The organism is Psychrobacillus sp. NPDC093180 (assembly GCF_044754065.1).
Lineage (GTDB): Bacteria > Bacillota > Bacilli > Bacillales_A > Planococcaceae > Psychrobacillus.
In genome coordinates, this window is sequence record NZ_JBIVOJ010000008.1 from 1 (window position 1) to 25,494 (window position 25,494).

Here is a 25,494-nt window from a genome sequence, read left to right on the forward strand (position 1 = left end):
GATCCCTCAAAGACGATGAGGTAGATAGGTTCGGGGTGGAAGCGTGGCGACACGTGCAGCTGACGAATACTAATCGATCGAGGACTTAACCAAATGTATTTATCTGTAGTAAATGTCTGTTTATCCAGTTTTGAGTGAACAAACACTCATCGTCTAGTGATGATGGCAAAGAGGTCACACCCGTTCCCATACCGAACACGGAAGTTAAGCTCTTTTGCGCCGATGGTAGTTGGGGGTTTCCCCCTGTGAGAGTAGGACGTCGCTGGGCAAATAAAAAAGTCGTTACCGAGTTATCGGTAGCGGCTTTTTTTATATTTTAAAAAAAACAGCAAACGACATTTCCCAGGAAATAACGACATTTTTCATCAATAATATCAAGCAAAATTGAATTTTAATATTCAATTACGTTGTAAAAATAAATTAACATTTGATTATATTATTAATATGTTTAATTTCTTAAAGAATAATCGATCAGATCAATAAAAAGTCTACTTATAAAACAAAAAATCCCCCATAAAAAAGGGGATCCTTAACTAGATATTTCACTCATTAAAGCATGTGTGTTGCCTTCAGTATCTTTGAAGAATGCCATCCAAGTTTCGGTATTCCCCATTTTAGCAACCATATGTGGCTCATCTATGAATGTTGCCCCTCCATCTTTTATTTGAGCTACTTCTGTTTGTATATTATCTACTTTAAAATACAATACAGAACTTGGATGGTTAAATTCTTCCGATTCCGGTCTACTCAATAATAATCTTGTATCTTCGCACTGGAAAAACGCTAATCCATTCATTTCGAATAGCAAAGGCAATCCTAATACATCTCGATAAAACTCGACAGCTCGTTCTACGTTATCTACATTAACTGCAATTTGTCCAATCTTCATCTTTACCACCTCCACTTCCTTTTACAAATTCTCTATAAACTAGAAAAATCCTTTATACTATTTATATTAATCGAAAATTTCGCAAAAAATATCAAAATAACAATAACTAGAACTATTAAGATAAGTATAGAGGAGGTGATGGGCCAGTGAATATCATTCAAGAGACATTAAACTGGTTAGAAACAAAGATAGACGAGTCCATAAAAAATGAAGAAATTGTTCAATTTACAGGATATTCATTTTATCATTTTCACCGTATGTTTCAAGAGCATGTTGGCATGTCACTTCATGAATATGTAAGACAAAGAAGGATAACGAGTGCAGCAACCAAACTTATTTACAGTGATACTCGAATATTGGACATTGCATTTAGTTATCAGTTTGAATCACAGGAAGCTTTTACAAGAGCATTTCGCAAGGTGTATGGATTACCGCCAGGAAAGTATCGAAGGCTAATGCGAACCTTATTACAAGAAGAAAATCAGCAGGAGGTAGAGAAGATGGAAGGTTGGTTTTTAAGTGGTACGAATAGTGAGCGTTATGAAATGAGAAGAGATTTGGAAAATGTTCTGAAAGGAAATGCATCTGGACAATTACGATCTAAAGGACAAGTTATGCAAGATGAGTTCGGTACAGTTATGCAGCAGTTCAATGCAAAAGAATGGCTTGGAAAGCGCGTGAAGCTGTCTTGTTTTATCCAAACGAAAGATGTGGAGAATTCAGCAGGATTGTGGATGAGAGTAGATGGAAAAGATGGGGATACTCTGCAATTTGATAATATGCAAAATCGTCCTATTAAAGGTACGACTGCTTGGAATCATTATTGTGTCATATTAGACATTCCAGTAAATGCAGGGGCTATCTATTTCGGTGTTATGCTTCAAGGTGCTGGAGAAGTATGGATGGATGAATTTACTTTGGTCGAAGTAGATGAAAAAACACCTTCAACGAATATGATGATGCCTGAAAATATGCCAAATAAGCCAGTTAACTTAAATTTTGAACTGGAGTTTGAAATGTAAATGAGTAGTAGAACAAGAAGCATTGTTGGAGTATCTGTTACTGTAATGATTTTTGTGCTTATAATAGCATTGAAATTTTTCTTAGGAAATAGGATTTACCTTTGGATAAAAGATGTTTTAAACATGCTAAATGTGTAAGAACCCAAGACAGCTATATATTAATACAGAAAGCCGCATTCTTATGAATGTGGCTTTCTGTATTAATAGGATAGACTTTTTTATGAATTTCATATATACTACATTACATCACTAATGTACTGATTGTCATAGAAAGGAGGACAGCTAATTGGATTTGAATACAGATAGCACGAAACCCATCTATATGCAAATAGCGGAATGGATTGAAAATGAAATAATTGCCGACCGATTTCTTAGCGATGAAAAAGTATACTCGCAATATCAATTAGCAGAGCTCTTTAACATTAACCCCGCTACAGCAGCAAAGGGTTTAACGATACTTGTAGAAGAACATATTTTATATAAGAAAAGAGGATTAGGCATGTTCGTAGCGCTAGAAGCGAAAAACATGATTCTTGAAAAGAGACGCAGCGAAACTTTAACACGAATGGCAAGAGAGCTTGTTCATGAAGCAAGACGGCTTTCTGTGACTGAAGAGGAACTAATTCAGCTAATAAAGAAATGTGAGGAGGAACAAAAGTGACAATTATTGATTGCCAAAATCTAAAAAAGCGTTATAAGCGATTGAATGCACTTGAAGATATTACATTTCAGTTAGAAGAGAAAAAAATTACCGGTTTAATCGGACGTAATGGTGCTGGGAAGACCACATTGTTAAAAATCTTAGCAGGTTTTATTAGAAAAAGTTCTGGGGATATTCAAGTGTTTTCGAATAACCCATTTAATAATTTGCGTGTATCAGCAAACAGTATTTTAGTAGATGATCAAATGAGCTTTCCGGATTCATTAACATTGGCAGATATATTAGAGGTGGCACCGGATTTTTATAAAAGATGGGATACTGAGCTTGCGAATAATTTATTTAAATATTTTAGATTGAATCCAAAACAACTGCATTCCAGATTATCTAAAGGTAATAGGGCAACTTTTAATATGATTTTTGGGTTGGCAACACGTTGTGAGTTGACGATGTTTGATGAACCTACGAATGGGATGGATGAAGCGGTTCGATCAGATTTCTACCGAGCGCTTTTGAAAGATTATATAGCGCATCCTCGCTCCATTTTGATTTCTAGCCATCATTTAGCTGAAATGGAGCATTTGTTGGAGGATATTTTACTTATTCATAAAGGGAAAGTTATTTTTCATCAATCACTAGAAGAAATAAAAGAGTATGCAGTTGCGCTTCAAGGACCAACTGATTTAGTAGAAAAGTTAACTACCGGCAAGGAAATTCTTCATGTAAAGCAATTGGATAGTCAGCGGAAGTATGTAGTGATTAGAAGAGAAGACGTGCCTGTAATAGAGGGAGTAAAGATTCAACCAGTGTCTGCTAGTGAAGTTTGTATGTATGTGACGAGTGAACGGAAAGGGGGAATAGATGATGTTTTTAAGTAATAGCAATTTAGGAGAAGTAGTTAAGACGCAAGTGAAGTATAAGATGAATGCTTATTTGGGTACGCTCGTATCGCTTATTGTAGTGCAGATACTTGGACTTATACTCTCAATGAATGGAACAAGTTCTATGAGTACGAATTTTAACAATACAGACTTTCAAATTGTGTGGATTACAGCAGATACTGTTATAATATTTGTTTCGATTTGGGCCTTATTTTTGGGAAATGTTATTACAACAAAAGGATATCGAAAAACCAATTTTTCGTTTGTCACAAATGGTATCAGCAATAATTTATCCAATATTATTGTGCTTATTATAATGAGTGTATTTGCAGGTGTAACAACTTTTTTATCTCATTATATTTTACGCCTCGTGGTACCTCTTTTTAACGATGTAGGTTATGTGAAAAGTGGAAGTATTATAGATGATCCGCTTAGTTCGATTGCAAGTATGGGATTAATGGTAGGTCTAATACTAATGATTTCTGCAGGAGGATATTTATGGGGAACACTCGTTTATATTCATAGGGCGTATATGTTTTTGTTAATTGTTTTAATTATTACATTACCTACTACGAAGACTGGTCAAATGATTCTTCAATTCATATTCGCTGATAATGGCTCTTTATTCGTTTTGAATTTCAAGTTTGTTTGTGTAGCCATTATTTTCTTTGTACTAGCGATGCTCAGCTCTAATCGATTGGAGGTCAAACGATGAGTAACTTTGGTATTTTATCCATTTTGCCTATACTCGGTATACTTTTCATTATATGGCGGCTACTTCGGCTGGCAAAGAGCACATCGAATCGTATCAATTGGGCGCAGCGATCGAATAAGTGGATACTTTGTATTTATGTGGGTCTTCTTTTATTGGCAGTTGTTGTGTATGAAGCTATTCAAACAAATGGGGAGGAAGCGTTGACTTCAAAAGAATATACAACCTTTGTAAACGAAAATAATGTATTTCAGCAAGCTTTTGAAAACAATGAGGAAAGTAAACTTGATTCCAAATTTTTGATAGAAGAATGGACAAAAAAATTAGAAGGAGATACATTGGAAGTAATTTCAAACGGCTCTGATTTACTTATGAACATCGAATGGTTGGATTCAAAGGAACAATTGGTGGAAGCTAAAATATATAGGACATTTTCATACATGGGTGGTATAAATATGGGAGAGGAAATTCCATTACCTACTCTTGAAGTAAAAGACAATCAATTAATATTGACAGCCATTCCTCAGAAAAAAAGAACATATTATCGTTTTACAAATGAACTAACGTTCTTTTCAACTGTTAATAGTTTGGATGCCTGGGAGCAAAGACGTGTTATAGGCCACACATATATATACTTAAAAGTCCCAAAACATATCAATGTGATAGATAAAGATGGATTACAATTTTATTGAACAAAAGTGCCTTCTGAAGCGAGGCACTTTTATTTTAACTTCACATCGAATAAAAATTTTAAACGACGTAATAGCAATTTAGATGGGAGAAATGGGAACAAAAAATCACGAGTACTGGCAAGTGAGCGGAAACGAAACTGAGCCGCTACGCCGATTTGCCGAGATAGATTAATCACTTTTGCAGTACGTGCTACCCGCTTTTCTTCGTAGAAGGCAAGTGCTTTCTCATTGTCAGTGAACTGCTGAAATGCGTTTCCGAGCACAATCGCATCCTCAATTGCTTGGCCTGCGCCTTGTCCCATATTTGGAGTGGTGGCATGAGCAGCGTCCCCGAGTAATACAATACGACCAAAGATAAATTGGTGCAAAGGTTTAATGTCGTATATGTCATGGTGAAGAATATGTTCAGGTTGTGTTTCTCTGATTAGTTCTGGTACTACTTTTGGAAAACTTTTAAATAGGTTGGCAATTTCATTTCTTTCGATATGTTGATAAAAAAGGTCTTTCTCTCGTGTATTGATACATGCAAACCAATAGACTCGCCCATCCTTCATCGGAGCCATACCGAATCGACCGTTCGTTGACCAAATTTCAGTAGAGGTAAACTCGTCTACTTTTCCTTTGTTTTCTGTAATCCCACGCCAGCATGTATAGCCGGAATAGCGCGGCTCGGAATTTGGTACAAGTTTTTTTCGAATAGTCGAGTGAATGCCATCTGCTGCGATAAGTAAGTCTGCAGTTAATTCTGTTCCATCTTCAAAATAAGCACTCACTTGGTCTCCACAATCCATCACATTCACGCATTTTTTATTGTAATGAACCGTATTTGGTTCAAGTGCTTCTAGGAATGAACCATGTAAGTCTGCTCGATGAATGGTAATGTTCTCTTGGCCAAACCTTTCTTTAAGTAAAGAAAAGTCGATGGAGTTTAGTAGCCGTCCTTTGGCATTTAGAAAAACTTGCGTGTGTAAAACATTTCCGTTTGTAAAAACTTTTTCACCGACACCAATATTCATAAGAGCCTGCATGGCATTCGACCCAATTCCTATACCTGCGCCAACGGGTTGAAATGTCGATGCTGCTTCGTATACGTTTACGGAAAACCCTTGTTTTTGTAAAGTTACGGCAGCACAAAGCCCTCCGATTCCACCACCGATAATTGCAATTTTCATACCCCTCAGCTCCTTTTGTATCATTAGTTTATCAGATTATAAAGAAAACTTGTGTTATGCTAATATAAAACCAATAATTGGGGGAATTATGGTGATAAAACTTGTAGCATATGATGAAAACTTTCGAACTGCATTAGAAGATTATCCGCTAACAGAAGAACAATTAGGATTTACTGGTCATCCACTTGAACTATTAAAACGCTGCTCTAACATAACTACATACTCGCCTATTATTATATTGGAAGAGGAACAAGTTGCAGGTTTTTTTGTGCTAGATACGGGGGATGATAAATTCCATTACACCGATCAACAAGAGAGCATTTTACTAAGAGGATACTCGATTCATCCCGAATATCAAGGCCGAGGGATTGCTAAGTCATCAATGGCTCTCCTTTCACCCTATATAAAAGACCATTTTCCTCAAATAGAGCAAATCGTACTAGGTGTTAATGAAGCAAATAAAGCAGCACAGTCCCTTTATATAAAAGCTGGATTTATAGATGAAGGGAAACGATTTACTGGAAGATCGGGTATACAGATTGCTATGTGCCTGAAGCTAGATAAACTAATAATCCGACAATCACTTCCTGGAGATGAACAAGGTATTGTGGATGTGTGCGTGGCGGCTCAGTGGAATACATATAAAGAGTTATACACCACAGAATACATAGAAAGAATTATTGAGAAATACTATACAGCAGCACGAATTCAAGATGAAATCATAGCTACAAGTCTAGAGTGGAATGGATACTACGTTGCTTTGCTGAACGATCAAATTGTCGGAGCAATAGGCGGAGGAGTAGACGACGAAGGTATAGCGGAGATATATGTACTTTATTTAGATCCAACAAAACGCGGACAAGGTATTGGTACAAAGTTACTTCATTATTTTACCGGTATTCAGCGTATACAATACAAAGCACAAGAACAATGGGTGTCTGTTGCAAAAGGAAATAATCTCGCTATACCTTTTTATGAAGCAAGAGGGTTCATTTTTCAACTGGAAAAACAGGCTTATGAAAGCAATCCAGAAGACAATGTTAGCTCATTGCGTTACAAACGAATGATATAGCCCCCTGTTATAGGGGGGTAGTCATTCACTCTGTACAATACGTCGTCTTCCTTGCTAGGTTTACCGCGACCATCTGTGTTATTCGTAATAAAATATAGGGACTTCCCATCAGAATAGACATCTAGAACTCTTCCAAATCCGGCAATAGTGCGTTCCACTTTTCCTGTAGATACATTCATTACTTTTATTGCTTCACCGCGTAGTGTAGCAACATACAGTTTTCCTTTATGAAATGTAATACCAGAGGGAGCCCAGGTTTCATTATCTCCGGAAGTTATAATAGGTGTTTCTAACCCTTCTTTTTGTTCTGTTACTTGTATGATCGGGTATCCATATTTTTTTCCATGTTCGATACGATTAGTCTCGTCATTGGCAGATTGACCATGCTCTGCTTCATAAAGGATTCCATCTTCGTTCCAAGCAAGTCCTTGTGGATTTAGATGTCCACTTGAGAAAATGTCGAAGGAACCATCTTCGTTCATGCGTAAAATTTTTCCGTTAAGAGAATTAGTATCTTGTGCATAGTCAGGATTTCCGGCATCACCAATCGTTACATAAAGTAAACCATCGGGACCTATTTCCAAACGGCCGCCATGGTGGATATTGCCTGTAGGTATCGCATCTAGATGGATAGTCGTTTCATACCAGCCATCGTTTTCCCTTTAATCGTTACAACTCTATTGAATGCCTCTCCATTCAGATCGTATGTGTAATAAGCATATGCTTCTTGTGAATCCTTAAAATTAGCCTTCAAGACGAAACCTAGTAGTCCAGCTTCTGAGGCATGAGATAAATCATCAGAGAGCTCGACGTGTTCATGTTCTACTTTTCCATAATGATAAGTATTTCAAATAGGAAACTATAATTACTATCGAATTTACTTATTACGCATAGAGGAGTATGCTGAAATTACACATAGTACGAAAAGAAAGAAGGCTTTTTGATGGAATTATTCCTCTTTTTTATTGTAGGGGTTGCTGGGAATGTTGTTGGTACATTAGTGGGAGGCGGAGGACTTATCAGCTTACCAACAATGTTACTCATGGGTTTGCCCGTGCATTCGGCAATTGGAGCAAACAAAGTCTCCAATACAGTTAGTTCTTTAACTAGTTTCCTTGTTATTTTTAAACGGAAAGAAGTTTCCGGGAAAGAAGCATTGGCGGTTATCACATTTTGCTTAGGTGGTGGTGTCTTAGGTGGGCTGATTGCCTCTTTGTTAAGTGGGCAAGTGCTGACAATCATTGCAATTTTATTACTTAGCTTTGCATTCGTTACATCTTTTATGAGTAGCGGAAACTTTGATGGGACTGAATCATTGCATATCAATAAAAAAATTGGTCCGGCATTACTTGGAATTGGTATGTATGACGGGATGTTTGGACCGGGGAGCAGCACGCTTGCAATGTATATGTATGCTAGTCAAAAAATAGCGTATATCCGAGCGGTAGGCTTATCCAGAATTGGTGTTTTTGCAAGTTGCTTTGGAGCGTCCATTACGTATATATCAACTGGTAAAATCATTTGGCCGCTGACTATTGCATTAATGGCCGGAGCAATTGTGGGGGCACAGTTAGGGGTACGTTTAGCACGCAAATTAAAATCTCAGCATATTAAGCCGCTACTGAGAGTAGTAACAGTGCTATTGATCGTGCAAATAATGGTTGACTACTTGAAATAATGAGGAGGAGAATATTTGATGAAGCTTCGGTGTGCAATATTAGATGATTATCAAAATATAGCAGTAGAGTTAGCTGACTGGTCCAGTGTTTCAGATAAGGTAGACGTGCAATCATTTAACAATCATTTTGAAAGTGAAGAACATTTGGTGAAGGCTATTAGTGATTTTGAAATTGTTGTTATTATGCGTGAAAGAACGCCTTTTACTGCATCCTTGTTTGAAAAACTTCCAAACCTCAAATTACTTATCACATCTGGTATGAGAAATGCAGCAATAGACCTCGTCGCAGCAACAAAACACGGAGTAACGGTTTGTGGTACGGCAAGTAGGTCGGAACCACCAACCGAGCTAACTTGGGCTCTGTTATTGAATCTTGCACGGCAAGTCACAATAGAAAACAAAGCATTACGAAATAATGGACCTTGGCAAAGCACTGTTGGAGCAGATCTATTTGGTAAACGTCTTGGTCTATTAGGACTGGGGAAAATAGGGAGTCGAATGGCAGTAATAGCACAGGCATTTGGCATGGAAGTTATTGCATGGAGCCAAAACTTAACGATAGAACAAACAGAAAAACACGGGGTATTATTAGCGACATCTAAAGAAGAACTGCTAGAAACAAGCGATTTTGTTTCTATTCATCTTGTACTAAGTAATCGAACAAAAGGGCTTGTAAGTGCAAAAGAATTGCAGCTTATGAAAACTTCCGCTTATCTTATCAACACTTCACGTGCAGCTATTGTGGATCAAGAGGCATTAATAAAAGCACTAAGTGAGAACTGGATAGCAGGGGCAGGAATAGATGTTTTTGAAATAGAACCACTTCCACAAAATCATCCATTCCGTGTTCTACCAAACGTACTGGCTACACCACATCTAGGCTATGTTAGTGAACGAAATTACAGTACGTATTACCGCGAAGCAGTGGAGGATATTCATGCATTTCTGACTGGTTTCGTGCTAAGACAATTAAACTAATTATGACAAGAGCTTCTAACTAAATGTTGGAAGCTTTATTTTTATGTCAAATTAAATAGAAAGAAAAATTAGATAATTATTTGCGTTTAAAGAACATGCGTTCTATAATTAGGGTTATAACAAAGGAGATGAAGTTAATGGTGAGTTTTGTAATGGAAGAGAAAAGTGTTTATCCCGCATTAACGGGCAGTAAGACTCCCACTTCAAGATTTAAGAAAAGCGAAAAGATAAGTGGGAGATCAACTGCCCCTAAAAGCCCGATTGGTTCAACTAACAATCAGTGGGGGATGAAGAAAACCCCCACTGATTGAAGTTTCACTTTATACGGAAGAGCTTTTAGACCTTCGAAATGATTTTGTATTTAAAACTTTTTTTAGTAGCCGTTCGAGTAATCATTTGTTATTGGAGTTTTTGAATGCAGTTTTAGAAGAAACAATTATTGCAGTTGAAGTAACAAATACTAATTTGCAGAAGATGCATGCAAATGATAAGGCGTCGAGTATGGATATGCGTGTGAAAACGGAGAGAGGTGAACAAGTAAATATAGAGATGCAAGTTCAAGGACATCGTGCATTACCTGAGCGCATGTTAATGTATTGGGCAAAAATGTACGCTTTACAAGATAAAGTGAATAACTCCTACTCACAATTAAAAAAAGCGACACAGATCCTCATAACTGATTTCAATCTATTGCCAAAAAAACATTTCCATAGTAAATTTCAATTAACAGATAAAGAAGCCGGGGCCATCTTTACAAAACATATAGAAATTCATGTATTAGAATTATCTAAGCTTCCGAATCTTAGTATAGTGGAAACGGATGAGCTAGAGAAATGGTTATTATTTATGAAAAGTGATAAAAAAAAGAAGGAGGCATTAGCGATGGAAAGTCCAATATTTAAAGAAGCACTTGAAGAGATAGAAAGATTAAGCCAAGATCCAGAAACAAGGGCAATCGCCATCTCCCATGAAATTCATTTAAGAGATCAGATTCAACGAGAAGAAGATGCAAGAGAAGATGGTATGGAAAAAGGCATTGAAAAAGGCAAGAAAGTGGAACGAGAAGTTATTATACTGGGGATGATTTCCAAAGGATTTTCAGCTGAAGAAATATCTAATACGACTAGTGTTCCGTTAAAGGAAATAAAAGAAATTTTAAATACAAAAAATGGTCATAGAACAATAAAAAAGTAGAGCTCCCAATTAAATAGGAGCTCTACCTCAATTATTTTAGCTGAGTTAACATCGAACCAAGCTCTTTTACGCTTGCAGTTTCATCGGCAACAGTAGTTTTCAGTAACTCTTTTTGTCTTTCTAGAGCACCATTCAACGTCTTAAGCTCTGTAGTTACATCAGCATTAGCTTGTTCTCTTTTTTCTTGTAAAGAATTGATTGTGTCAAATAAATCTTCGTGTCCAACAATTCTGCCGTTACCCCACATTAGTTTTTCTTTTGGTGCATCTAATACATAGTCTGTGAAGTAATCAAATACTTCTTTATCGAAATCATAAGCATACCAGTTATTATCAATTGCATATAGATACTCGTCCAATGGAGTAGCGATATCACCCTTATTTAGAGCATCAATGGATAATGCTAGATTATCAATATTATTTTGTGGATGTGTGTGGGGGAAAATCTGTTCATCCTCCCATGTTAAGCGTACAAATTGATCCTCTGCATATTTAAATGCAGCAAGCAATCCACTATTTAGATCACGACTTTCTTCATATAGTTTCTTAGCTGCATCAGAATCGCCTTTTGTAAGAGCGGCTAAATAGTCTTTATTCACTTTTGCAACGCGTGCATTTACCTCTTCCGCTGTTGCAATTACGCGATCAACTTCGTTTATAAGCTCATCTGAAGATACTTTAGCTTTTTCAAAGACTTCTGCATTTATATCTTCTTTCAATGCTTTCAAGCGAGTTGTAAAATCAAGTGGAGCGACTGCCGTTTCATCATAATGCATGGCAAGTAATCCGTATAAATTCAAGTGGAACTTTAATGCATCTTCATTGTACGTATCTTCATTATCAAATTGTGAGTGATAATGAGAACGCATGAACTCACTATCTTGGAAGTCATTACGAAGTGCAGGAACACCAGCAATTGCAAATGAGAAGTCATCCGACCATGTACGAAGTGGAGATACAACAGAAATTCCATCTTTATAAACGCCATTTACACTTGGCACATTCTTTGCAAATTCCGTTAAATAGTTATCTAGCTCATAAACTGAACGAATTTCATCCTGTGTCGTATGTTCATAAGCAGGAAGTTCAAAGTTCATATTGGCAAAAGCCTTTCCAGCCCATTCTGGATGTACATTGAAAATTTGATTGTATGCACCAGTGGACCAGTCATAACGAGTATCGGAAACTCCCCATTCCTCAGCAGCAAGTGCATTAAAAATAATCGTTTTTTCCGGTTGGTAGCCACTATCGACTAATCCTTTGGCAACACCCATCATTAAGCCGATTGCCGCGTTGTCATCTTGGAAACCGGAAAAATAAGAATCATAATGAGCAGATAAAATGATATAAGAATCTGGGTCTTTACCAATAATTTTCCCATAATAGTTATATGTTTTTCCGTCAAACTCTACAGTAGATTTTGCGTCAAACTTAACTGTCATCGTACCATTTTCTTGTGCTTTCAGTGCTTCTTTTAAACTATTTGCATCTGTTTGTGACATAGAGAACGCAGGTGCATCTGCTGGTCCGATAATATCTTGTGCGTTCAAGGCATCAGGATCCACTTCCGAATATCCAGCTTCTTGTACAGCAATTACTGCAGCTGCACCTTTTAAGTGTGCTTGATAAGCAGGGTAGTTGATCCACCATTCTTCACGTTGATTGATATCAACTAAAACGAGCTTACCTTCAACATCGACACCTTCTAGATCTGCTTCTGTCCCTTTACCAGCATAAATTATTTCGAATTCCTTTTCGCCATCCGTATCGAAATTTGTTTGATATCCTCCTAATACAGCAAGGTATTCTTTGCCATCTGCATCAGTAAAAGTTAAATCTGCTTTTTCAAATGTCCAAGTATCTAAAGTAAATTCATCTTTTGTTACTTCAGTAAGCCCAATCTTTTTCATTTCTTCCCCAATTTTTTCCCCAGTTTTCAATTCTGCCTCAGATCCAGCAGTACGATAACCTAGTTTTTCATTGGTTTTAAATTCTTCCAAACTTTTCGTGAAATTATAAGCATAATCTACATCTACAGCAGAAAGATAATTGCTATTTACATCTTCTCGAGTGGTCATTTTCCCCTCTTGAACTGTCTCTTCTTTTTCTTTTGATGTTTCATTTTTTGGTGTACACGCTACTAATAACATTGCGACTAACATCGACAAAGTTACATAGCTAATAAGCTTTTTCATTTATCACATTCCTTTACGTTTTTTTTATAACTAGATAATTAAACGATATTTATACAATATTAGCAATACTAATATGGAAAAATAATAACCAACCATATACTACCCTATAAATTGTTGAATAAACAGGAGAAGCTAAAGACAAAGGGATATTCACGTATTTTGTAGAATATACAAATGGGGGGAGATGTCTTTTGGAGAAAAAGTCACTTGTGGAACTAATTTTATATGCGATATTTGTTCTAGTAGGAATGTGTTTTTTAACGTTAGTTATTTTATTTATGGTATTGATAAGCGGTAAGGTTTATTTTATTGCGCTAATAATTACGGGTGCGATTATTTTATATGTGTTTTACGTGCTTCTTCTTTTTCATTTTTTCAAAACAAAGAAACGGAAAGTTGTATTCGGAAGTATTGCGGGAGTAGCTATTATAGTAAGTAGCGTTTCTCCTATTCAACATATTTATACAAATTCCATTCCTTCAGTGGATGCAGAAGTGAATGTGTATGATTATAAGCCTTTTTCAGAATCCAGCAAGATTGCAACTTTAGATGATGACTCTACGTTAAAGTTGACAGGGGACTTGCCTAAATTGGACGGTGCAACGGCTCTTTACCCACTTTACTCTGCATTTGTTCAAGCGACCTATCCTAAAAAAGAGTATGATCCCTATGAAAAGGAAGTTATGGTCAATACGACACCAGATGCATATAACAATTTAATCTTCGGAAGAGTGGATATGATTTTTGCCGCAGCTCCTTCTAAATCTCAAGTGGAAAAGGCAAAGGAACACGGAAAAGAACTTAAAATGATACCAATTGGACGTGAAGCATTTGTCTTTTTTGTTCACCAGAAAAATCCTGTTTCAGGTCTAACAATGGAGCAAATAAAAAATATATATGCAGGAAAAGTAACGAATTGGGAAGAAGTGGGTGGGGAAACGGAGGATATTCGAGCATTCCAACGTCCAGCGGATAGTGGGAGCCAGTCAGCCTTGGAGCACTTAATGGGAGATATTCCAATTATGGAGGCGCCAACAGAGGATATTGCAACAGGAATGGGTGGTATTATTAATGAGGTTTCTCAATATAAAAACTACAAAAATGCCATTGGATACACATTCCGTTTTTATTCTACTGAAATGGTACAAGATAAGAAAATTAAACTGTTAGAAATAGACGGTGTCGCTCCTACAAAGGAAACGATACGATCGGGAGAATATCCCATTGCTTCAGAGTTTTACATTGTAACAGCAGGTACAGATAACCCAAATGTGGAGAAATTCATTGCATGGATCTTATCTCCTGAAGGACAGGAACTAATTGAAAAAACAGGATATGTATCGTTAGATTGATAGTAAGAAGAGCTCTTAAAAGGGCTCTTCTTGTGCGATTAAAGCATCTCTAGCTCTTCATTCAATTTCTTCATTTGTCTTTTAAAATAAAGATAGAAGGACGTCCAAAAAATTACGTAGAAGCCGAGGAATGAAGCAATGGCAATGGAAAAGCTAGCCATATTAAATGGAACCCATCCAATACCGAAAGCTAAAAGGAAATACAATAGGATAACCGTGACAAAATGTAATGCCGTTTGCTGATAAAGCCGTAAATTAGGATTTTCAAAATAGAGGGAGCTGACCGTGAAAAACCAACCGCAAAAGATAGAGCCAAGCGAATTCTTTAGAAACAAAGTTCCATCTAACATAATATGATCATTCGAAATTACATATAAATTTGTAAATACAACTGCAAGAAATGCACCGAAGAAAATACCAATCATGCTTCGAAATAAAAAAGTTTTCATTCGCTTTTCCTCCTATTCATTTTTAAAGCTTCCTTTATCGCATTCACATATGTCCGAGAAACGTATTCCTTCATTCCCGATTTAAAATACACACATAATGTGCCATTAAACGATGCTTCAAATCGGCTTAACTCATGTAGATTTGCAATAACCGATTTGGAGAGCCGGATAAACTTATTAGATGGAAGTATTCCTTCCAATTCATATAGTTTCTCTTTTAGTTTGTAAGAACCAGAAGAGGTTACCGCGATAACCGCCTCTTTTTCGGTATGAAAGTAGTGAATGTCAGTCGGTTTTAAAATATGCTGCATTTCTCCATCTTTTCCTACGAGGAATTCTGTTTCGCGCACCTTTATAAAATCAAGGATGTCCTGCACGGAATCATCTAATTCTGGTGTTTCAATCATCACTTTTGTTTCTTTAAAATCACTATCTATGTTCAATGATACTTTCAACTTTTTACACCCCTCTTGACTTAAGTGTAAACGTTTAGAAGTGAGCCGGCTATCCTATTTTACGTTTATTTTGAATACGAAGAATGACGAGTGCAACTGCAACTAGTGCAACAATGTAGCCAATTGAAAGAAACATATTTTGATCAAAAGTTAGTTGTCCATTCCAAACGGCAATAAATAAATTATTCATATGATACATTGGATTAAAATCTGCAATTACTTGGATGAATTTTGGCATCATGCTAATTGGCATTGCGAAACCACCAGTGAAGATTACAGCTTGAAAAACAACAATAGAGAATACTAGTGCACTATTCATATGCTGAAAAAAGGAGTAAATGGCAGATGCAATAATCAGTAACACGGCATTTAGCAAGATGAAAAATCCATAGGAAGTTAAAAAGCTTAGTAGCCCAAACTCCAAGTCAAACAAGAACAGCCCGATGATTAAAATGAATCCATATCCTAAACTCGTCATAATAGTGGAGCGGATAATACTTGAAAGTAATAGGGTATTTTTAGAAACAGGAGAAAGAGAAATTCGTTTCTCCACACCTGTTGTACGCTGTACAACTTGGTCGAAACCGAAAGCAAAAAATACAACAGTAAACGTAATGAGTAAAATAAAGGATGGTGTATATGTTTGAGCGTAGCTTAAGTTACCTGCATACGATTGATCTCCATATAATTGCCCCATGAAAATATACGTTGCAGGTGGCACGAAAATCGTAAAAACTAAGTAAAATAATTCTCTGGAAAACATTAATAAATCATATTTTAACTGTGTCGCTAACATTATTTTTCCCCCTTAAATAGATACTTTCGCAAGATAAAACTCATGGATCGATTTGTAACCAGCTGCCAAAATAGTATCCGTTGTATCAAATACTTCATTCACGCCATTATTGATAAGCATTACTTTGTCGCAATATAGTTCAATCTCATCCATATTATGAGTAGTTAATATGACCGTTCCACCCGTCCTTTTGTTGTAATCTGTAATGTAGGACCAAAGCATATTACGCATATGGGGATCTAGTCCCGTTGTCGGTTCATCTAATATGAGTAGTTTTGGTTCGGATAAAAAAGCGATTGCTAAGCTCACAATTTGTTTCCAACCACCTGAAAGCTTATCAAAATACTTCTTCCGGTGGGGTTCCAGCTTGAAATCGACGATAATCTTTTTTATGTCCAGTTTCGATTTGTAATATGCTTTGAAAAGTTTTAGCAATTCTTCTACTTTTAATGTTTTATAAAATTGAGTCGGTTGCAGAACAACAGAAATCTGCTTTCGTACTTGTTCCAGTCGATTCATAGGTAGTGATTCAATATTTTCGTCCAACACAATAACTGTTCCGGCATCGTAATGTTTAATCGTCATTAATATTTCTAAAAACGTCGATTTCCCAGCTCCATTTTTTCCAATAACGCCAATGATTTCACCAGACTGAGCTTGGAAGTTTACACCTTGTAACACATGGTTTGTTCCGTATGATTTTATTAGATTGTTCACTTCAATTATCTTCACTTGCTATACCTCCGCTAGGTTTCTTTGTAATGTCATTGTATGGTGAATCCTCTCCTAAGTAATCCGTTTTTCAGTGACCGGGAGAAATAGGAGAGTGACTTGCATAAAAGAGAGGGTCACTTGCAAAGGGAAATATATGGGGTAGAAGCACGAGGTTGTTTAGAGCAACCATTCTAATTTATGGTATAGCAGAAAATTGCAAACAGTGGGATAATACTTTAGTAAAATGTATTTTATTTGGGAAGAGGTAATATGTATGGTTTATTTGAGTATGGTGTTTTTTCAAGTAGTTGCCCCGATTCTAATTATGCTGGGAATTGGTGCATCACTGCAGCTAAAGTTTCAATTTAATCTAAAGGCGTTATCCAATTTAATCACTTATTGTTTAATGCCAGCAGCTGTTTTTATTAATATATATGAAACGAAAGTGAACGCAGGGGTATTGGGACAAATCATTATCTACTTATTAATTTTTAGCGGTTGCTTAATGCTGCTAGGATCGATTGTTAGCAGACTACTAAAACTTAATAGAAGTCAGTCTGCTATTTATAAAAATAGCATTGTGCTCATTAATAATGGAAATTATGGGATTCCTGTTAGTCAAATGCTGTTTGCTACGAATCCTCTTGGAACGTCTATCCAGATTATAATTGTTATTTATCAAAACATTATTACGTATACATATGGTCTTTATAATTTAATCTCTTCTACAAAATCTGGCTTGGATATTTTACGCAGCTTACTTCGTTTGCCAATTGTCCACGCACTCATAATTGGTGCGCTGATGAATATATTCGATATCGGCATTCCGGTATTTTTGCGTATTCCAGTTGACTATTTAGCGCATGCATTTATTTCAATTGCTTTAATTACATTGGGAGCTCAATTAGCCCAGTTAGATATCAAGACGATATTAAATAAAGTGATATTAACCAGTACAATAGGTCGGCTAGTCATAGGTCCTGTAATAGCGTTCGGATTAATCCTATTAATGGGTCTCGACGGTGTCGTAGCACAGTCATTGTTTATAGCTAGTGCTTTTCCAACTTCTAGAAATAGTTCAACACTGTCTCTGGAGTATGATGTAGAACCAAATTTGGCTGCACAAATTGTGCTGTTTTCGACGGTTGTTAGTTGTATTACGGTAACGATCGTTATATATCTATCGAATATTTTGTGGGGATAGTGAGTGGATAGGATGGAAAAGAGGTCATTACAAGCAAGAATTTTTGGATTTGGAGCGGTCTTTGTATCAGTTGTAGCAATTATGACGGGTATTTCTTTTTATTTTATCATTTCGCATGCGATTGAAGGTCAAGTTGGAGAACGTGCGCTTAGCATAGCTATTACCACAGCAGAACGACCAGATATTGTAGCAGGCTTCGAGTCAGACAATCCAACAGATGTATTACAGCCAATCGCAATGACCATTCAGGCAAGTACAGGAGCAGAATATGTCGTTATTGGGGATAAAGACGGGATTCGCTATGCACATCCAGTAGTAGAAAGAATCGGGAAAAAAATGGTTGGAGATGACAATGAACAAGCCCTATTATACGGGCAATCCTATATTTCGGAAGCTACTGGTACACTTGGTACAGCGCTTAGAGGAAAAGCTCCTGTATTCGATAAGGATGGGCATATTATTGGAATTATATCGGTAGGATTCTTAAAAGAGGATATGACCACGTTATTCATTCGCTATGTAGATAATATTGCTTATATCGTGGTAATTGCAATATTACTAGGGATCCTAGGTTCTAGTATATTAGCAAGGAATATTAAGAAAGAGCTGTTTAATCTGGAGCCAGTAGAAATTGCAAATCTATTTACAGAGCGGAATGCATTGATAGAATCTGTCCGCGAAGGGATTGTTATGGTAGATGCAAAAGGCATGATTACAATGGCCAATTCAGCTGCACTTGAAATATTATCATTACCGTCTCAGACCGAATTGGTCGGACGAAACATATGGGATGTTATACCGAATACGTATCTTCCGCAAGTATTAGAATCTGGCGAAGAGCATTTAGATAGATCGATGGAGTTAAGAGGAAAAAAGGCAATCGTTAATCGTATACCCATTCGTGTCGGTGAGAAAATTATCGGTGCTGTATCTAGTTTTCGCTCCCAATCGGACATTGATCGTTTAGCAGAAGAACTATCACAAGTGAAACAATATACCGAGGCTTTACGTGCTCAAACACATGAATATAATAATTTTTTATATACCATTTCTGGACTTATTCAACTGAACTCTTATGATGAAGCTATTAACTTAATCCATGTGGAAACAGCAGAGCATCAATCACTTATTCAATTTATGACGAAGCGTTTACAGGACCCATTCCTTGGAGGGATTGTCATTGGGTTTCTTAATCGCGCAAAGGAATTAAAAGTGCGGTTTATATTGGATGAAGATAGTTATTTAGAAAAGCTACCGAAGCATCTGCAGAAGCATCTCTTTGTTTCTATTATTGGTAACTTAGTGACGAATGCCTTTGAAGCAGTAGAAAAATTATCAGAAGAGCTACGCATTGTCCGCATTTTAATCGTCGACAACGGAGAGGAAATCATAATAGAAGTGGAAGACTCCGGAGCAGGGGTACCTATTGAAGTGCTGGATATAGTTTGGAAGGAGAAAGTATCTACGAAAAGTGATGCGAATCGGGGATTTGGTTTGGTAAAAGTAAAGGAAAACGTGAATGATTTAGGTGGTTCTATCGCGCTTGAAAAGGGGGATTTGGGCGGGGCATTGTTTATCGTTTCTATTCCAAAAGGGGGTTATTTACATGACAAAGCAAATAGAGATTTTAATCGTGGAGGATGATAAACGAATTTCGGATATTCATCGGCGATTTATCGAAAAGTTGGAAGGGTTTAAAGTTATCGGCTCTGCTTATACAGGAGAAGAAGCAAAGGATTGGATTATTTCATATATGCCAGATTTAATCTTATTGGACGTTTATCTCCCGGATACACTTGGAACCGATTTACTGACAATTATTCAAGAACATAGCCCAGACACGGATATCATTTTTATCACTGCGGCTGCAGAGTCGGAAATAGTAAAAAAAGCGTTTAGAGGCGGTGTGGCAGACTATATTTTAAAACCATTAACATATGAGAAATTTAAAGAAAGTCTACTATCCTATAAAACGAAAAGGGACATCCTTACAGGTAGCGGGAGAGTACAAGAGGACTTGATCAAGTCTCTTTGGAATAACTCTTCTTCCGTTCCTCATTCGGAAGATGCCCCTCCAAAAGGAATTGATCCCATTACGAAAGAAAAAGTGGTCAATCATATTAAGAAAGTAAATGACGGTATTACTGCAGAGGCGCTTGGGTTAGAAGTGGGTGTAAGTCGTTCCACTGCAAGACGTTACTTAGAGTATCTTGCATCTGAAAAGCTTGTCTATGCTGAGCTTATTTACGGGACAGTTGGTAGACCAGAACGAAGATACTTCATTCATTCGTCGTGAACAATATGAACAAAATGATTTCAATTTTCATTATCCAACTTATCATCAGAAACATTGTATTAGTCAAATGTTCTGATAAATTAATAACAAGCGAATGAAAACGCTGTCATTACTTTGGGGATGAGGGGGATTTTATGAAAACTTGGAAGAAGGTCACGTCAATCGCTTTTACAGCTGTTTTAGCAGTGGGGTTAGCGGCTTGTTCGTCAAGTGAAAAAGGAAGCGAAAGTAAAGTTGAAGGAGCTAGTGCATCGGATTATCCGAAAAATAATCTTACTATTGTTGCTCCATCAGGTGCTGGAGGCGGATGGGATTTAACTGCTCGATCAATCGCTAAAACTATGAATGATACAAAGTTAATCGAAAAACCAATCGTCGTTGAAAACAAACCAGGGGGCGGCGGAGCAGTTTACATGGCAGAATTTGCAACGAAAGAAGCGAAAAATGACTATGTACTGATGGTAAAGTCTCCACCAATTCTTATTAACAATGATAAAGCGGAAGGGAACAGCCCTTATGGTTACAAAGATACAACACCACTTGCGCAACTAACTCGTGACTACGGAGCGATTGTTGTAAAAAGTGATTCATCTTTCGAAACATTGCAAGATGTTCTAGATGCGATTAAAGCTGATCCAACAGCAGTAACACTTGCAGGTGGTTCTGCACCTGGTTCAATGGATCATCTTGTAGGAATCTTGCCTGCATTTGAAGCGGGAATCGATCCGAAAGCAGTGAAGTATGTATCATATGATGGTGGTGGAGAAGCGGTTGCTGCATTATTAGGCGGTAATGCCGACGTTATCGCAACAGATGCATCTACGATCGCAACATATGCAAAATCTGGAGATGTACGCGTATTGGCAGTTAGCTCTTCTGAACGTTTAGAAGGAGAACTAGCAGATGTACCTACTTATAAAGAATCAGGTATCGATGCAGAGTTTACTATCTGGAGAGGTATTTTTGGACCGAAAGAAATGTCTGAAGGTGCAAAAAACTATTGGTCTGACAAACTAGCAGAAATGGTTGAAACAGACGAGTGGAAAGCAGAGTTAGAAAAGAATGGCTGGGCAAGCGAATACCGTAACTCAGCAGACTTTACTACTTATTTAGAAGAACAAGATAAAGTGATTGTAGAACTTTTAACAGCACTTGGTATGCAAAAATAATAGTATATAGGCGGCTGCAAAGTCGCCTTTTTAAGTTAGGAGCGATTAAAAATATGAATAAAAAATTCGATCGGTTTGCCGGTGTTGCCTTTTTGTTAGTCGGGATTTTGTTTCTTGTAGAGAGTCAAAAAATTTCTGACAGTGCATACGGCTCATCCGTCGGTCCAAAAATATTTCCGATGTGGCTTGGTATTATATTAATTGCTTTAAGTGCTCGTCTTTTATATGAAACATTTAAATACAAATCGGAAGAATCGAAGAAAGAGCGACTGCAATATAAAAAGTTCCTGATCATTTTTGTAAGTGCAGTGCTTTATGCCTTTTTCTTAGAGAAGATTGGATATGTCGTATCTACTTTTCTATTTTTACTAATTGCTTTTCAAACGGTGGAGCGCGGAAAAATGGTTTATTCCATTCTTATTTCAGCTGCTTTTTCATTTGGTGTCTATTATATGTTTTCGGAGCTTCTCGGCGGTTCATTGCCAGGATTTCCGTTGTTGTAGAGAGGAAGGAGTTAAGCTATGGATACATTACAATTTTTAGCAGACGGTTTTAGTGTCGCTTTTCAGTGGCAAAATTTATTGTTTGCTTTGGTCGGCGTTATCATTGGGACGGCAGTAGGAGTGTTACCGGGTATAGGTCCGATGAGCGGTGTTGCTCTCCTAATTCCTGTAACAGCAACGATTACTTCAGGTATGCCAACTAGTGCAGCTGCGGCGAGTTCAATTATTTTATTAGCAGGGGTTTATTATGGAGCGATGTACGGAGGATCAACTACTTCTATTTTATTGAACACACCAGGGGAATCCTCTTCCGTTGTGACGACATTAGATGGTTATCAAATGGCACAACAAGGTCGTGCAGGAGCGGCTTTGGCAATTTCGGCAATTGGATCATTTTGTGCTGGGATTGTAGCACTGATCGGCCTTGTTCTTTTAGCAGAACCGTTATCCAATATTGCCGTAAAGTTTGGACCAGCGGAATACTTTTCTTTAATGTTATTAGGATTAGCAGCAGTTAGTGGGCTTGCAGGAAAGTCGATGACAAAAGCGTTGATCATGACTGTTTTAGGGCTAATGCTTGGAACAATCGGAATCGATGCTGTTTCTGGTATTGCTCGATTTACATACGATCAGCCTATTTTGTATTCTGGACTTGAATTTTTAACAGTTGCTGTAGGGTTATTTGCACTTGGAGAAGTATTTAAAACGATTTTAGAGAAAGATGAAGAGACGGGTGCAATTGCCAAAATTCATCGTATAATGCCAACTAAACAAGACCTGAAAGACAGTGCAATACCAATTACGCGTGGCTCTCTTCTTGGATTCTTTATCGGAGTTTTACCAGGAGCGGGTGCAACACTTGCCTCTTTCTTCTCGTATATGACAGAGAAAAAATTTAGTAAAAACCCAGAAACGTTTGGTAAAGGAAATATTGCAGGTGTAGCTGGTCCCGAGTCAGCAAATAATGCAGCTTCTGGTGGGGCAATGATTCCACTTTTAACTTTAGGAATTCCTGGATCAGGTACAACTGCAATATTAATGGGCGCACTAATCATGTACAATATTCAACCAGGTCCATTACTGTTTGACGAGCACCCAGAAGTTGCATGGGGACTAATCGCAAGTATGTTCATAGGAAACTTAATGTTACTTGTGTTGAATATGCCATTAGTTCGGGTCTTTGCAAAAATTATTGAAACACCTAAAAAGTATTTACTACCGATGATAGTCGCAATTTCCTTCTTTGGTGTGTACGCAGTCCAATACACAACATTTGATTTGTTTTTACTTTTAGGCTGCGGTGTTTTAGGTTATTTATTGTCTAAGAATGATTACCCAGTGGCTCCTTTAGTACTTGCCCTTGTATTAGGACCGATGATCGAAAATAATATGCGACGCGCTTTAACCATTTCAAATGGAGACTTCAGCATTTTCTTTACGAAACCCTTATCATTGGTATTCATCGTAGCGGCAGCAGCGTGGTTGTTAGTTCCTTTACTGCTCAAGCTTAGAGGACGAAAAGTTATTATAAATGAAGAAGGTTAATAGGAATGCAGACTCCATTTGAGAGTCTGCATTTTTTCCGTTCTATTTTTTTATTGCTAACGCCATCCATTCATCTATTGTAATCGATTGAATCCTGTCGTTTGTGTTCTGAATTGAAAAGTAGTGAATGATCCTGTCATTAGCAGAGAGAATATGCGTGTCAACTTTTTTTACTTGTTCTTCAGACGGCGTTGTACGTCTTACCCAATCAGGATAATCAAAAGTTTTCTTTCGTACTTCAGCCTTTAACAAAGTTAAATCAGCTTCTTCGAACCAAGTTTTCCATTCGTTTACAGAATAGCTACGGTTATGGCTTTCATCGCGTAATTTTTCGAGAAGGTTAACGAATTCGTCAAATTCCTTTTCCTCAGGGGCAATATTATCAATAAGTAGAAACTTTCCGCCAGGTTTCAATACTCTTGCTACTTCGTTTACAAATATATCAGGATGAGGAAAATGGTGAGGTGCAATTCTACAAGTAACTGCATCAAACGTATTTTCTAAAAACGGTAGGGATTCAGCATCTGCAATTACATAAGAAATATTTGTCTCGGTCTGATCTAAATGGCGCTTGGCTGCTTCAAGCATTTGATAGGTTAAATCAGTAGCAAATACTTGAGATGCGTGTGGAGCTAATGCTTTAACCACATGGCCCCCTCCTGTTGCGATATCAAGTACAATTGAATTGGTTGGAAGATTCAACCAAACTGGAATAAGGCTTAAATCGGATCCTTTTGCATGCGTGCTACTTGTTACATACTTCTCTGCATTTTTACTAAATACCTCTTGAACTTTATTTTTAATTGGATCTCTTTGTTTTGCCATATTCAAAATCTCCTTTTTAGAATAGATAGTATGCTTTGTAATTAGAAAAGAGAAGTTTAATATCCTCCCCTCAGCAGTTCGCTCACTATAAGATTTTGAGGCAACAGTTTTCAATCAATCTTTTTGTATGTCTAGATTGGTGGCGAAGCCTCTTTTATAAACTTAATAAAATCACGGACAAATGATAGGTTAAGTGTATCTTTTTTATACAAAAGAGAGGTAATCCATAACAAGGGTTCATTATTCTTGTCGCATAAATCAAATTGTTTTAGCTGCTGATCCTCTCGATCATTCAAAATAATCTTCGGTACAATAGCATATCCTAGGCCATTTATGACCATTTTTTTGGCTATTTCCATATTATCAACGCTCATCAGTATTTTTGGAGGGAATTTATAATTATCTCTCCACCAATTATCGATATGCATATTAAGTGCTGGGTCAGTCTGATAGGTAATTCTATTTTGTTCTGCCAGTGTTTGTAGGTCAATTTCTTTTAAAGATATAATCGTAATGCTTTCTTTGAACAACTCATGCTTTTCATCCGACCAGTGGTGATTTCCTCGAATAATCCCAAGATGAAAATCTTCTTTATAAACACCTTGGGCTATATCTAGGTTTAAGCCGGTTTCTATATCGAAGGATACGGCTGGGTATTTTTTGTTGAAACCGGCAAGAACCTTTGGTAATTGATGAGAGGCGATAGCACGAGCTGCACCAATTCTTAAAAGACCTTGTGGTTCATTGCTAAGATTGGATAAATTTTCTTCCAAGCTTCGATACTCCTTTAGCATGGATTTTGCATATTTGGCAAAATACATGCCTTGTTCTGTGAATTCCACCCCATGTCTTCCTCTATGGAGAATTTCGATATCTAATTCTTTTTCGATCTGTTTAATTCGATAGGTAACAGTAGGTTGAGACATAAATAATTTGAGTGAAGCGCGTGTAATGTTTTTTTCAGTAAAAACGGTATCAATAATTTGCCAGTCTTTTTTGTCCATATAGCCTCCTGATATAGAAAATTTGAATGAAAAAGTATAC

General features: G+C 37.1%; 28 protein-coding genes and 2 rRNA genes. 19 read left to right on the forward strand and 11 right to left on the reverse strand.

Going from position 1 to position 25,494, the window contains the following annotated elements:
- Positions 1–93 (forward strand): 23S ribosomal RNA (locus ACIP9W_RS12900); the annotation flags it as partial.
- Positions 94–152: 59 nt separating this feature from the next.
- Positions 153–268 (forward strand): 5S ribosomal RNA (gene rrf / locus ACIP9W_RS12905).
- Positions 269–529: 261 nt separating this feature from the next.
- Here rrf and ACIP9W_RS12910 read toward each other — a convergent pair.
- Positions 530–889, reverse strand: coding sequence for a VOC family protein (locus ACIP9W_RS12910; RefSeq protein WP_400789987.1), 360 nt, complete (start codon positions 887–889; stop codon positions 530–532).
- Between the two features lie 146 nt (positions 890–1,035).
- On the opposite strand from ACIP9W_RS12910, the gene ACIP9W_RS12915 reads away from it, so the two are divergent.
- The 5 genes from ACIP9W_RS12915 (at position 1,036) to ACIP9W_RS12935 (ending at position 4,854) form a co-directional block, all read left to right on the forward strand.
- Positions 1,036–1,911, forward strand: coding sequence for a helix-turn-helix transcriptional regulator (locus ACIP9W_RS12915; RefSeq protein WP_400789989.1), 876 nt, complete (start codon positions 1,036–1,038; stop codon positions 1,909–1,911).
- 286 nt (positions 1,912–2,197) lie between these two features.
- Complete coding sequence (locus tag ACIP9W_RS12920) at positions 2,198–2,572, forward strand: GntR family transcriptional regulator (protein ID WP_400789991.1); 375 nt, start codon at positions 2,198–2,200, stop codon at positions 2,570–2,572.
- Positions 2,569–3,447, forward strand: coding sequence for an ATP-binding cassette domain-containing protein (locus tag ACIP9W_RS12925; RefSeq protein ID WP_400789994.1), 879 nt, complete (start codon positions 2,569–2,571; stop codon positions 3,445–3,447). Before ACIP9W_RS12920 ends, ACIP9W_RS12925 begins: the two co-directional genes overlap by 4 nt.
- Entirely contained in the window at positions 3,431–4,165 is a 735-nt protein-coding gene (locus tag ACIP9W_RS12930) for a hypothetical protein (protein ID WP_400789996.1), read from the forward strand. The genes ACIP9W_RS12925 and ACIP9W_RS12930 overlap by 17 nt, the downstream gene beginning before the upstream one ends.
- A complete protein-coding gene (locus ACIP9W_RS12935) occupies positions 4,162–4,854 on the forward strand; it encodes a hypothetical protein (RefSeq protein ID WP_400789998.1) in 693 nt (230 codons plus the stop codon). The genes ACIP9W_RS12930 and ACIP9W_RS12935 overlap by 4 nt, the downstream gene beginning before the upstream one ends.
- Positions 4,855–4,883: 29 nt before the next feature.
- On the opposite strand, the gene ACIP9W_RS12940 is transcribed toward ACIP9W_RS12935, so the two are convergent.
- Positions 4,884–6,026 (reverse strand): FAD-dependent monooxygenase, encoded by a 1,143-nt coding sequence (locus ACIP9W_RS12940; protein ID WP_400790001.1) that lies wholly within the window; start codon positions 6,024–6,026, stop codon positions 4,884–4,886.
- 88 nt (positions 6,027–6,114) lie between these two features.
- On the opposite strand from ACIP9W_RS12940, the gene ACIP9W_RS12945 reads away from it, so the two are divergent.
- Positions 6,115–7,098, forward strand: a complete 984-nt coding sequence (locus ACIP9W_RS12945) for a GNAT family N-acetyltransferase (protein ID WP_400790004.1) — start codon at positions 6,115–6,117, stop codon at positions 7,096–7,098.
- Here the strand turns inward: ACIP9W_RS12945 and ACIP9W_RS12950 are convergent.
- Both ACIP9W_RS12950 and ACIP9W_RS12955 read right to left on the reverse strand, forming a co-directional pair.
- On the reverse strand, positions 7,080–7,682 hold the full coding sequence (locus ACIP9W_RS12950; RefSeq protein ID WP_400790007.1) for a PQQ-dependent sugar dehydrogenase: 603 nt from the start codon (positions 7,680–7,682) through the stop codon (positions 7,080–7,082). The two genes, ACIP9W_RS12945 and ACIP9W_RS12950, sit on opposite strands and share 19 nt — an antisense overlap.
- A gap of 38 nt (positions 7,683–7,720) precedes the next feature.
- Positions 7,721–7,852, reverse strand: a complete 132-nt coding sequence (locus ACIP9W_RS12955; RefSeq protein WP_400790010.1) for a hypothetical protein — start codon at positions 7,850–7,852, stop codon at positions 7,721–7,723.
- Between the two features lie 189 nt (positions 7,853–8,041).
- On the opposite strand from ACIP9W_RS12955, the gene ACIP9W_RS12960 reads away from it, so the two are divergent.
- The 4 genes from ACIP9W_RS12960 (at position 8,042) to ACIP9W_RS12975 (ending at position 10,948) form a co-directional block, all read left to right on the forward strand.
- Positions 8,042–8,776: a sulfite exporter TauE/SafE family protein gene (locus tag ACIP9W_RS12960; RefSeq protein WP_400790013.1), complete on the forward strand. Its 735-nt coding sequence runs from the start codon at positions 8,042–8,044 to the stop codon at positions 8,774–8,776.
- An 18-nt stretch (positions 8,777–8,794) separates the two neighbouring features.
- Positions 8,795–9,754, forward strand: coding sequence for a D-2-hydroxyacid dehydrogenase family protein (locus tag ACIP9W_RS12965; RefSeq protein WP_400790504.1), 960 nt, complete (start codon positions 8,795–8,797; stop codon positions 9,752–9,754).
- Between the two features lie 137 nt (positions 9,755–9,891).
- Positions 9,892–10,065 carry a hypothetical protein gene (locus tag ACIP9W_RS12970; RefSeq protein WP_400790016.1) on the forward strand — a complete coding sequence of 58 codons (174 nt, stop codon included), beginning with the start codon at positions 9,892–9,894 and terminating at the stop codon, positions 10,063–10,065.
- Positions 10,061–10,948, forward strand: a complete 888-nt coding sequence (locus tag ACIP9W_RS12975; protein ID WP_400790506.1) for an Rpn family recombination-promoting nuclease/putative transposase — start codon at positions 10,061–10,063, stop codon at positions 10,946–10,948. Before ACIP9W_RS12970 ends, ACIP9W_RS12975 begins: the two co-directional genes overlap by 5 nt.
- 31 nt (positions 10,949–10,979) lie before the next feature.
- Here the strand turns inward: ACIP9W_RS12975 and ACIP9W_RS12980 are convergent, their stop codons facing one another.
- Positions 10,980–13,142 carry a M28 family peptidase gene (locus tag ACIP9W_RS12980; protein WP_400790018.1) on the reverse strand — a complete coding sequence of 721 codons (2,163 nt, stop codon included), beginning with the start codon at positions 13,140–13,142 and terminating at the stop codon, positions 10,980–10,982.
- A 191-nt stretch (positions 13,143–13,333) separates the two neighbouring features.
- Between ACIP9W_RS12980 and ACIP9W_RS12985 the strand changes: the two genes are divergently transcribed.
- Entirely contained in the window at positions 13,334–14,494 is a 1,161-nt protein-coding gene (locus ACIP9W_RS12985; protein ID WP_400790022.1) for a PstS family phosphate ABC transporter substrate-binding protein, read from the forward strand.
- 38 nt (positions 14,495–14,532) lie between these two features.
- On the opposite strand, the gene ACIP9W_RS12990 is transcribed toward ACIP9W_RS12985, so the two are convergent.
- Genes ACIP9W_RS12990 through ACIP9W_RS13005 form a run of 4 tightly spaced genes read right to left on the reverse strand, consistent with a single transcriptional unit; the run spans position 14,533 to position 16,926 of the window.
- Positions 14,533–14,943 carry a DUF3021 domain-containing protein gene (locus ACIP9W_RS12990; RefSeq protein ID WP_400790025.1) on the reverse strand — a complete coding sequence of 137 codons (411 nt, stop codon included), beginning with the start codon at positions 14,941–14,943 and terminating at the stop codon, positions 14,533–14,535.
- Positions 14,940–15,398: a LytTR family DNA-binding domain-containing protein gene (locus tag ACIP9W_RS12995; RefSeq protein WP_400790028.1), complete on the reverse strand. Its 459-nt coding sequence runs from the start codon at positions 15,396–15,398 to the stop codon at positions 14,940–14,942. The genes ACIP9W_RS12990 and ACIP9W_RS12995 overlap by 4 nt, the downstream gene beginning before the upstream one ends.
- 49 nt (positions 15,399–15,447) lie before the next feature.
- Positions 15,448–16,194, reverse strand: a complete 747-nt coding sequence (locus ACIP9W_RS13000; RefSeq protein ID WP_400790030.1) for an ABC transporter permease — start codon at positions 16,192–16,194, stop codon at positions 15,448–15,450.
- A gap of 12 nt (positions 16,195–16,206) precedes the next feature.
- Positions 16,207–16,926 carry an ABC transporter ATP-binding protein gene (locus ACIP9W_RS13005; RefSeq protein WP_400790032.1) on the reverse strand — a complete coding sequence of 240 codons (720 nt, stop codon included), beginning with the start codon at positions 16,924–16,926 and terminating at the stop codon, positions 16,207–16,209.
- A gap of 256 nt (positions 16,927–17,182) precedes the next feature.
- Between ACIP9W_RS13005 and ACIP9W_RS13010 the strand changes: the two genes are divergently transcribed.
- From ACIP9W_RS13010 to ACIP9W_RS13035, 6 genes are all read left to right on the forward strand, one after another.
- Positions 17,183–18,112: an AEC family transporter gene (locus ACIP9W_RS13010; protein ID WP_400790035.1), complete on the forward strand. Its 930-nt coding sequence runs from the start codon at positions 17,183–17,185 to the stop codon at positions 18,110–18,112.
- A gap of 12 nt (positions 18,113–18,124) precedes the next feature.
- On the forward strand, positions 18,125–19,756 hold the full coding sequence (locus ACIP9W_RS13015; protein WP_400790038.1) for an ATP-binding protein: 1,632 nt from the start codon (positions 18,125–18,127) through the stop codon (positions 19,754–19,756).
- Positions 19,719–20,408, forward strand: a complete 690-nt coding sequence (locus tag ACIP9W_RS13020) for a response regulator (protein WP_400790040.1) — start codon at positions 19,719–19,721, stop codon at positions 20,406–20,408. Before ACIP9W_RS13015 ends, ACIP9W_RS13020 begins: the two co-directional genes overlap by 38 nt.
- A gap of 134 nt (positions 20,409–20,542) precedes the next feature.
- The gene (locus ACIP9W_RS13025; RefSeq protein ID WP_400790042.1) at positions 20,543–21,577 is read left to right on the forward strand and encodes a Bug family tripartite tricarboxylate transporter substrate binding protein; all 1,035 of its coding nucleotides are present in this window, start codon (positions 20,543–20,545) and stop codon (positions 21,575–21,577) included.
- A gap of 53 nt (positions 21,578–21,630) precedes the next feature.
- Positions 21,631–22,080, forward strand: a complete 450-nt coding sequence (locus tag ACIP9W_RS13030) for a tripartite tricarboxylate transporter TctB family protein (protein ID WP_400790045.1) — start codon at positions 21,631–21,633, stop codon at positions 22,078–22,080.
- 18 nt (positions 22,081–22,098) lie between these two features.
- Positions 22,099–23,625, forward strand: coding sequence for a tripartite tricarboxylate transporter permease (locus ACIP9W_RS13035; RefSeq protein ID WP_400790048.1), 1,527 nt, complete (start codon positions 22,099–22,101; stop codon positions 23,623–23,625).
- Between the two features lie 42 nt (positions 23,626–23,667).
- Here the strand turns inward: ACIP9W_RS13035 and ACIP9W_RS13040 are convergent, their stop codons facing one another.
- Both ACIP9W_RS13040 and ACIP9W_RS13045 read right to left on the reverse strand, forming a co-directional pair.
- Positions 23,668–24,450: a class I SAM-dependent methyltransferase gene (locus ACIP9W_RS13040; RefSeq protein WP_400790051.1), complete on the reverse strand. Its 783-nt coding sequence runs from the start codon at positions 24,448–24,450 to the stop codon at positions 23,668–23,670.
- Between the two features lie 131 nt (positions 24,451–24,581).
- Complete coding sequence (locus tag ACIP9W_RS13045) at positions 24,582–25,454, reverse strand: LysR family transcriptional regulator (RefSeq protein ID WP_400790054.1); 873 nt, start codon at positions 25,452–25,454, stop codon at positions 24,582–24,584.
- Positions 25,455–25,494: the final 40 nt, after the last annotated feature.

Coding starts and splice junctions, on each gene's coding strand:
- ACIP9W_RS12910 (WP_400789987.1), bottom strand. CDS start 889: ATGAAGATTGGACAAATTGCAGTTAATGTAGATAACGTAGAACGAGCT.
- ACIP9W_RS12930 (WP_400789996.1), top strand. CDS start 3,431: ATGATGTTTTTAAGTAATAGCAATTTAGGAGAAGTAGTTAAGACGCAA.
- ACIP9W_RS12935 (WP_400789998.1), top strand. CDS start 4,162: ATGAGTAACTTTGGTATTTTATCCATTTTGCCTATACTCGGTATACTT.
- ACIP9W_RS12940 (WP_400790001.1), bottom strand. CDS start 6,026: ATGAAAATTGCAATTATCGGTGGTGGAATCGGAGGGCTTTGTGCTGCC.
- ACIP9W_RS12945 (WP_400790004.1), top strand. CDS start 6,115: ATGGTGATAAAACTTGTAGCATATGATGAAAACTTTCGAACTGCATTA.
- ACIP9W_RS12960 (WP_400790013.1), top strand. CDS start 8,042: ATGGAATTATTCCTCTTTTTTATTGTAGGGGTTGCTGGGAATGTTGTT.
- ACIP9W_RS12965 (WP_400790504.1), top strand. CDS start 8,795: ATGAAGCTTCGGTGTGCAATATTAGATGATTATCAAAATATAGCAGTA.
- ACIP9W_RS12970 (WP_400790016.1), top strand. CDS start 9,892: ATGGTGAGTTTTGTAATGGAAGAGAAAAGTGTTTATCCCGCATTAACG.
- ACIP9W_RS12980 (WP_400790018.1), bottom strand. CDS start 13,142: ATGAAAAAGCTTATTAGCTATGTAACTTTGTCGATGTTAGTCGCAATG.
- ACIP9W_RS12990 (WP_400790025.1), bottom strand. CDS start 14,943: ATGAAAACTTTTTTATTTCGAAGCATGATTGGTATTTTCTTCGGTGCA.
- ACIP9W_RS13000 (WP_400790030.1), bottom strand. CDS start 16,194: ATGTTAGCGACACAGTTAAAATATGATTTATTAATGTTTTCCAGAGAA.
- ACIP9W_RS13010 (WP_400790035.1), top strand. CDS start 17,183: ATGGTTTATTTGAGTATGGTGTTTTTTCAAGTAGTTGCCCCGATTCTA.
- ACIP9W_RS13015 (WP_400790038.1), top strand. CDS start 18,125: ATGGAAAAGAGGTCATTACAAGCAAGAATTTTTGGATTTGGAGCGGTC.
- ACIP9W_RS13020 (WP_400790040.1), top strand. CDS start 19,719: ATGACAAAGCAAATAGAGATTTTAATCGTGGAGGATGATAAACGAATT.
- ACIP9W_RS13025 (WP_400790042.1), top strand. CDS start 20,543: ATGAAAACTTGGAAGAAGGTCACGTCAATCGCTTTTACAGCTGTTTTA.
- ACIP9W_RS13030 (WP_400790045.1), top strand. CDS start 21,631: ATGAATAAAAAATTCGATCGGTTTGCCGGTGTTGCCTTTTTGTTAGTC.
- ACIP9W_RS13035 (WP_400790048.1), top strand. CDS start 22,099: ATGGATACATTACAATTTTTAGCAGACGGTTTTAGTGTCGCTTTTCAG.
- ACIP9W_RS13040 (WP_400790051.1), bottom strand. CDS start 24,450: ATGGCAAAACAAAGAGATCCAATTAAAAATAAAGTTCAAGAGGTATTT.
- ACIP9W_RS13045 (WP_400790054.1), bottom strand. CDS start 25,454: ATGGACAAAAAAGACTGGCAAATTATTGATACCGTTTTTACTGAAAAA.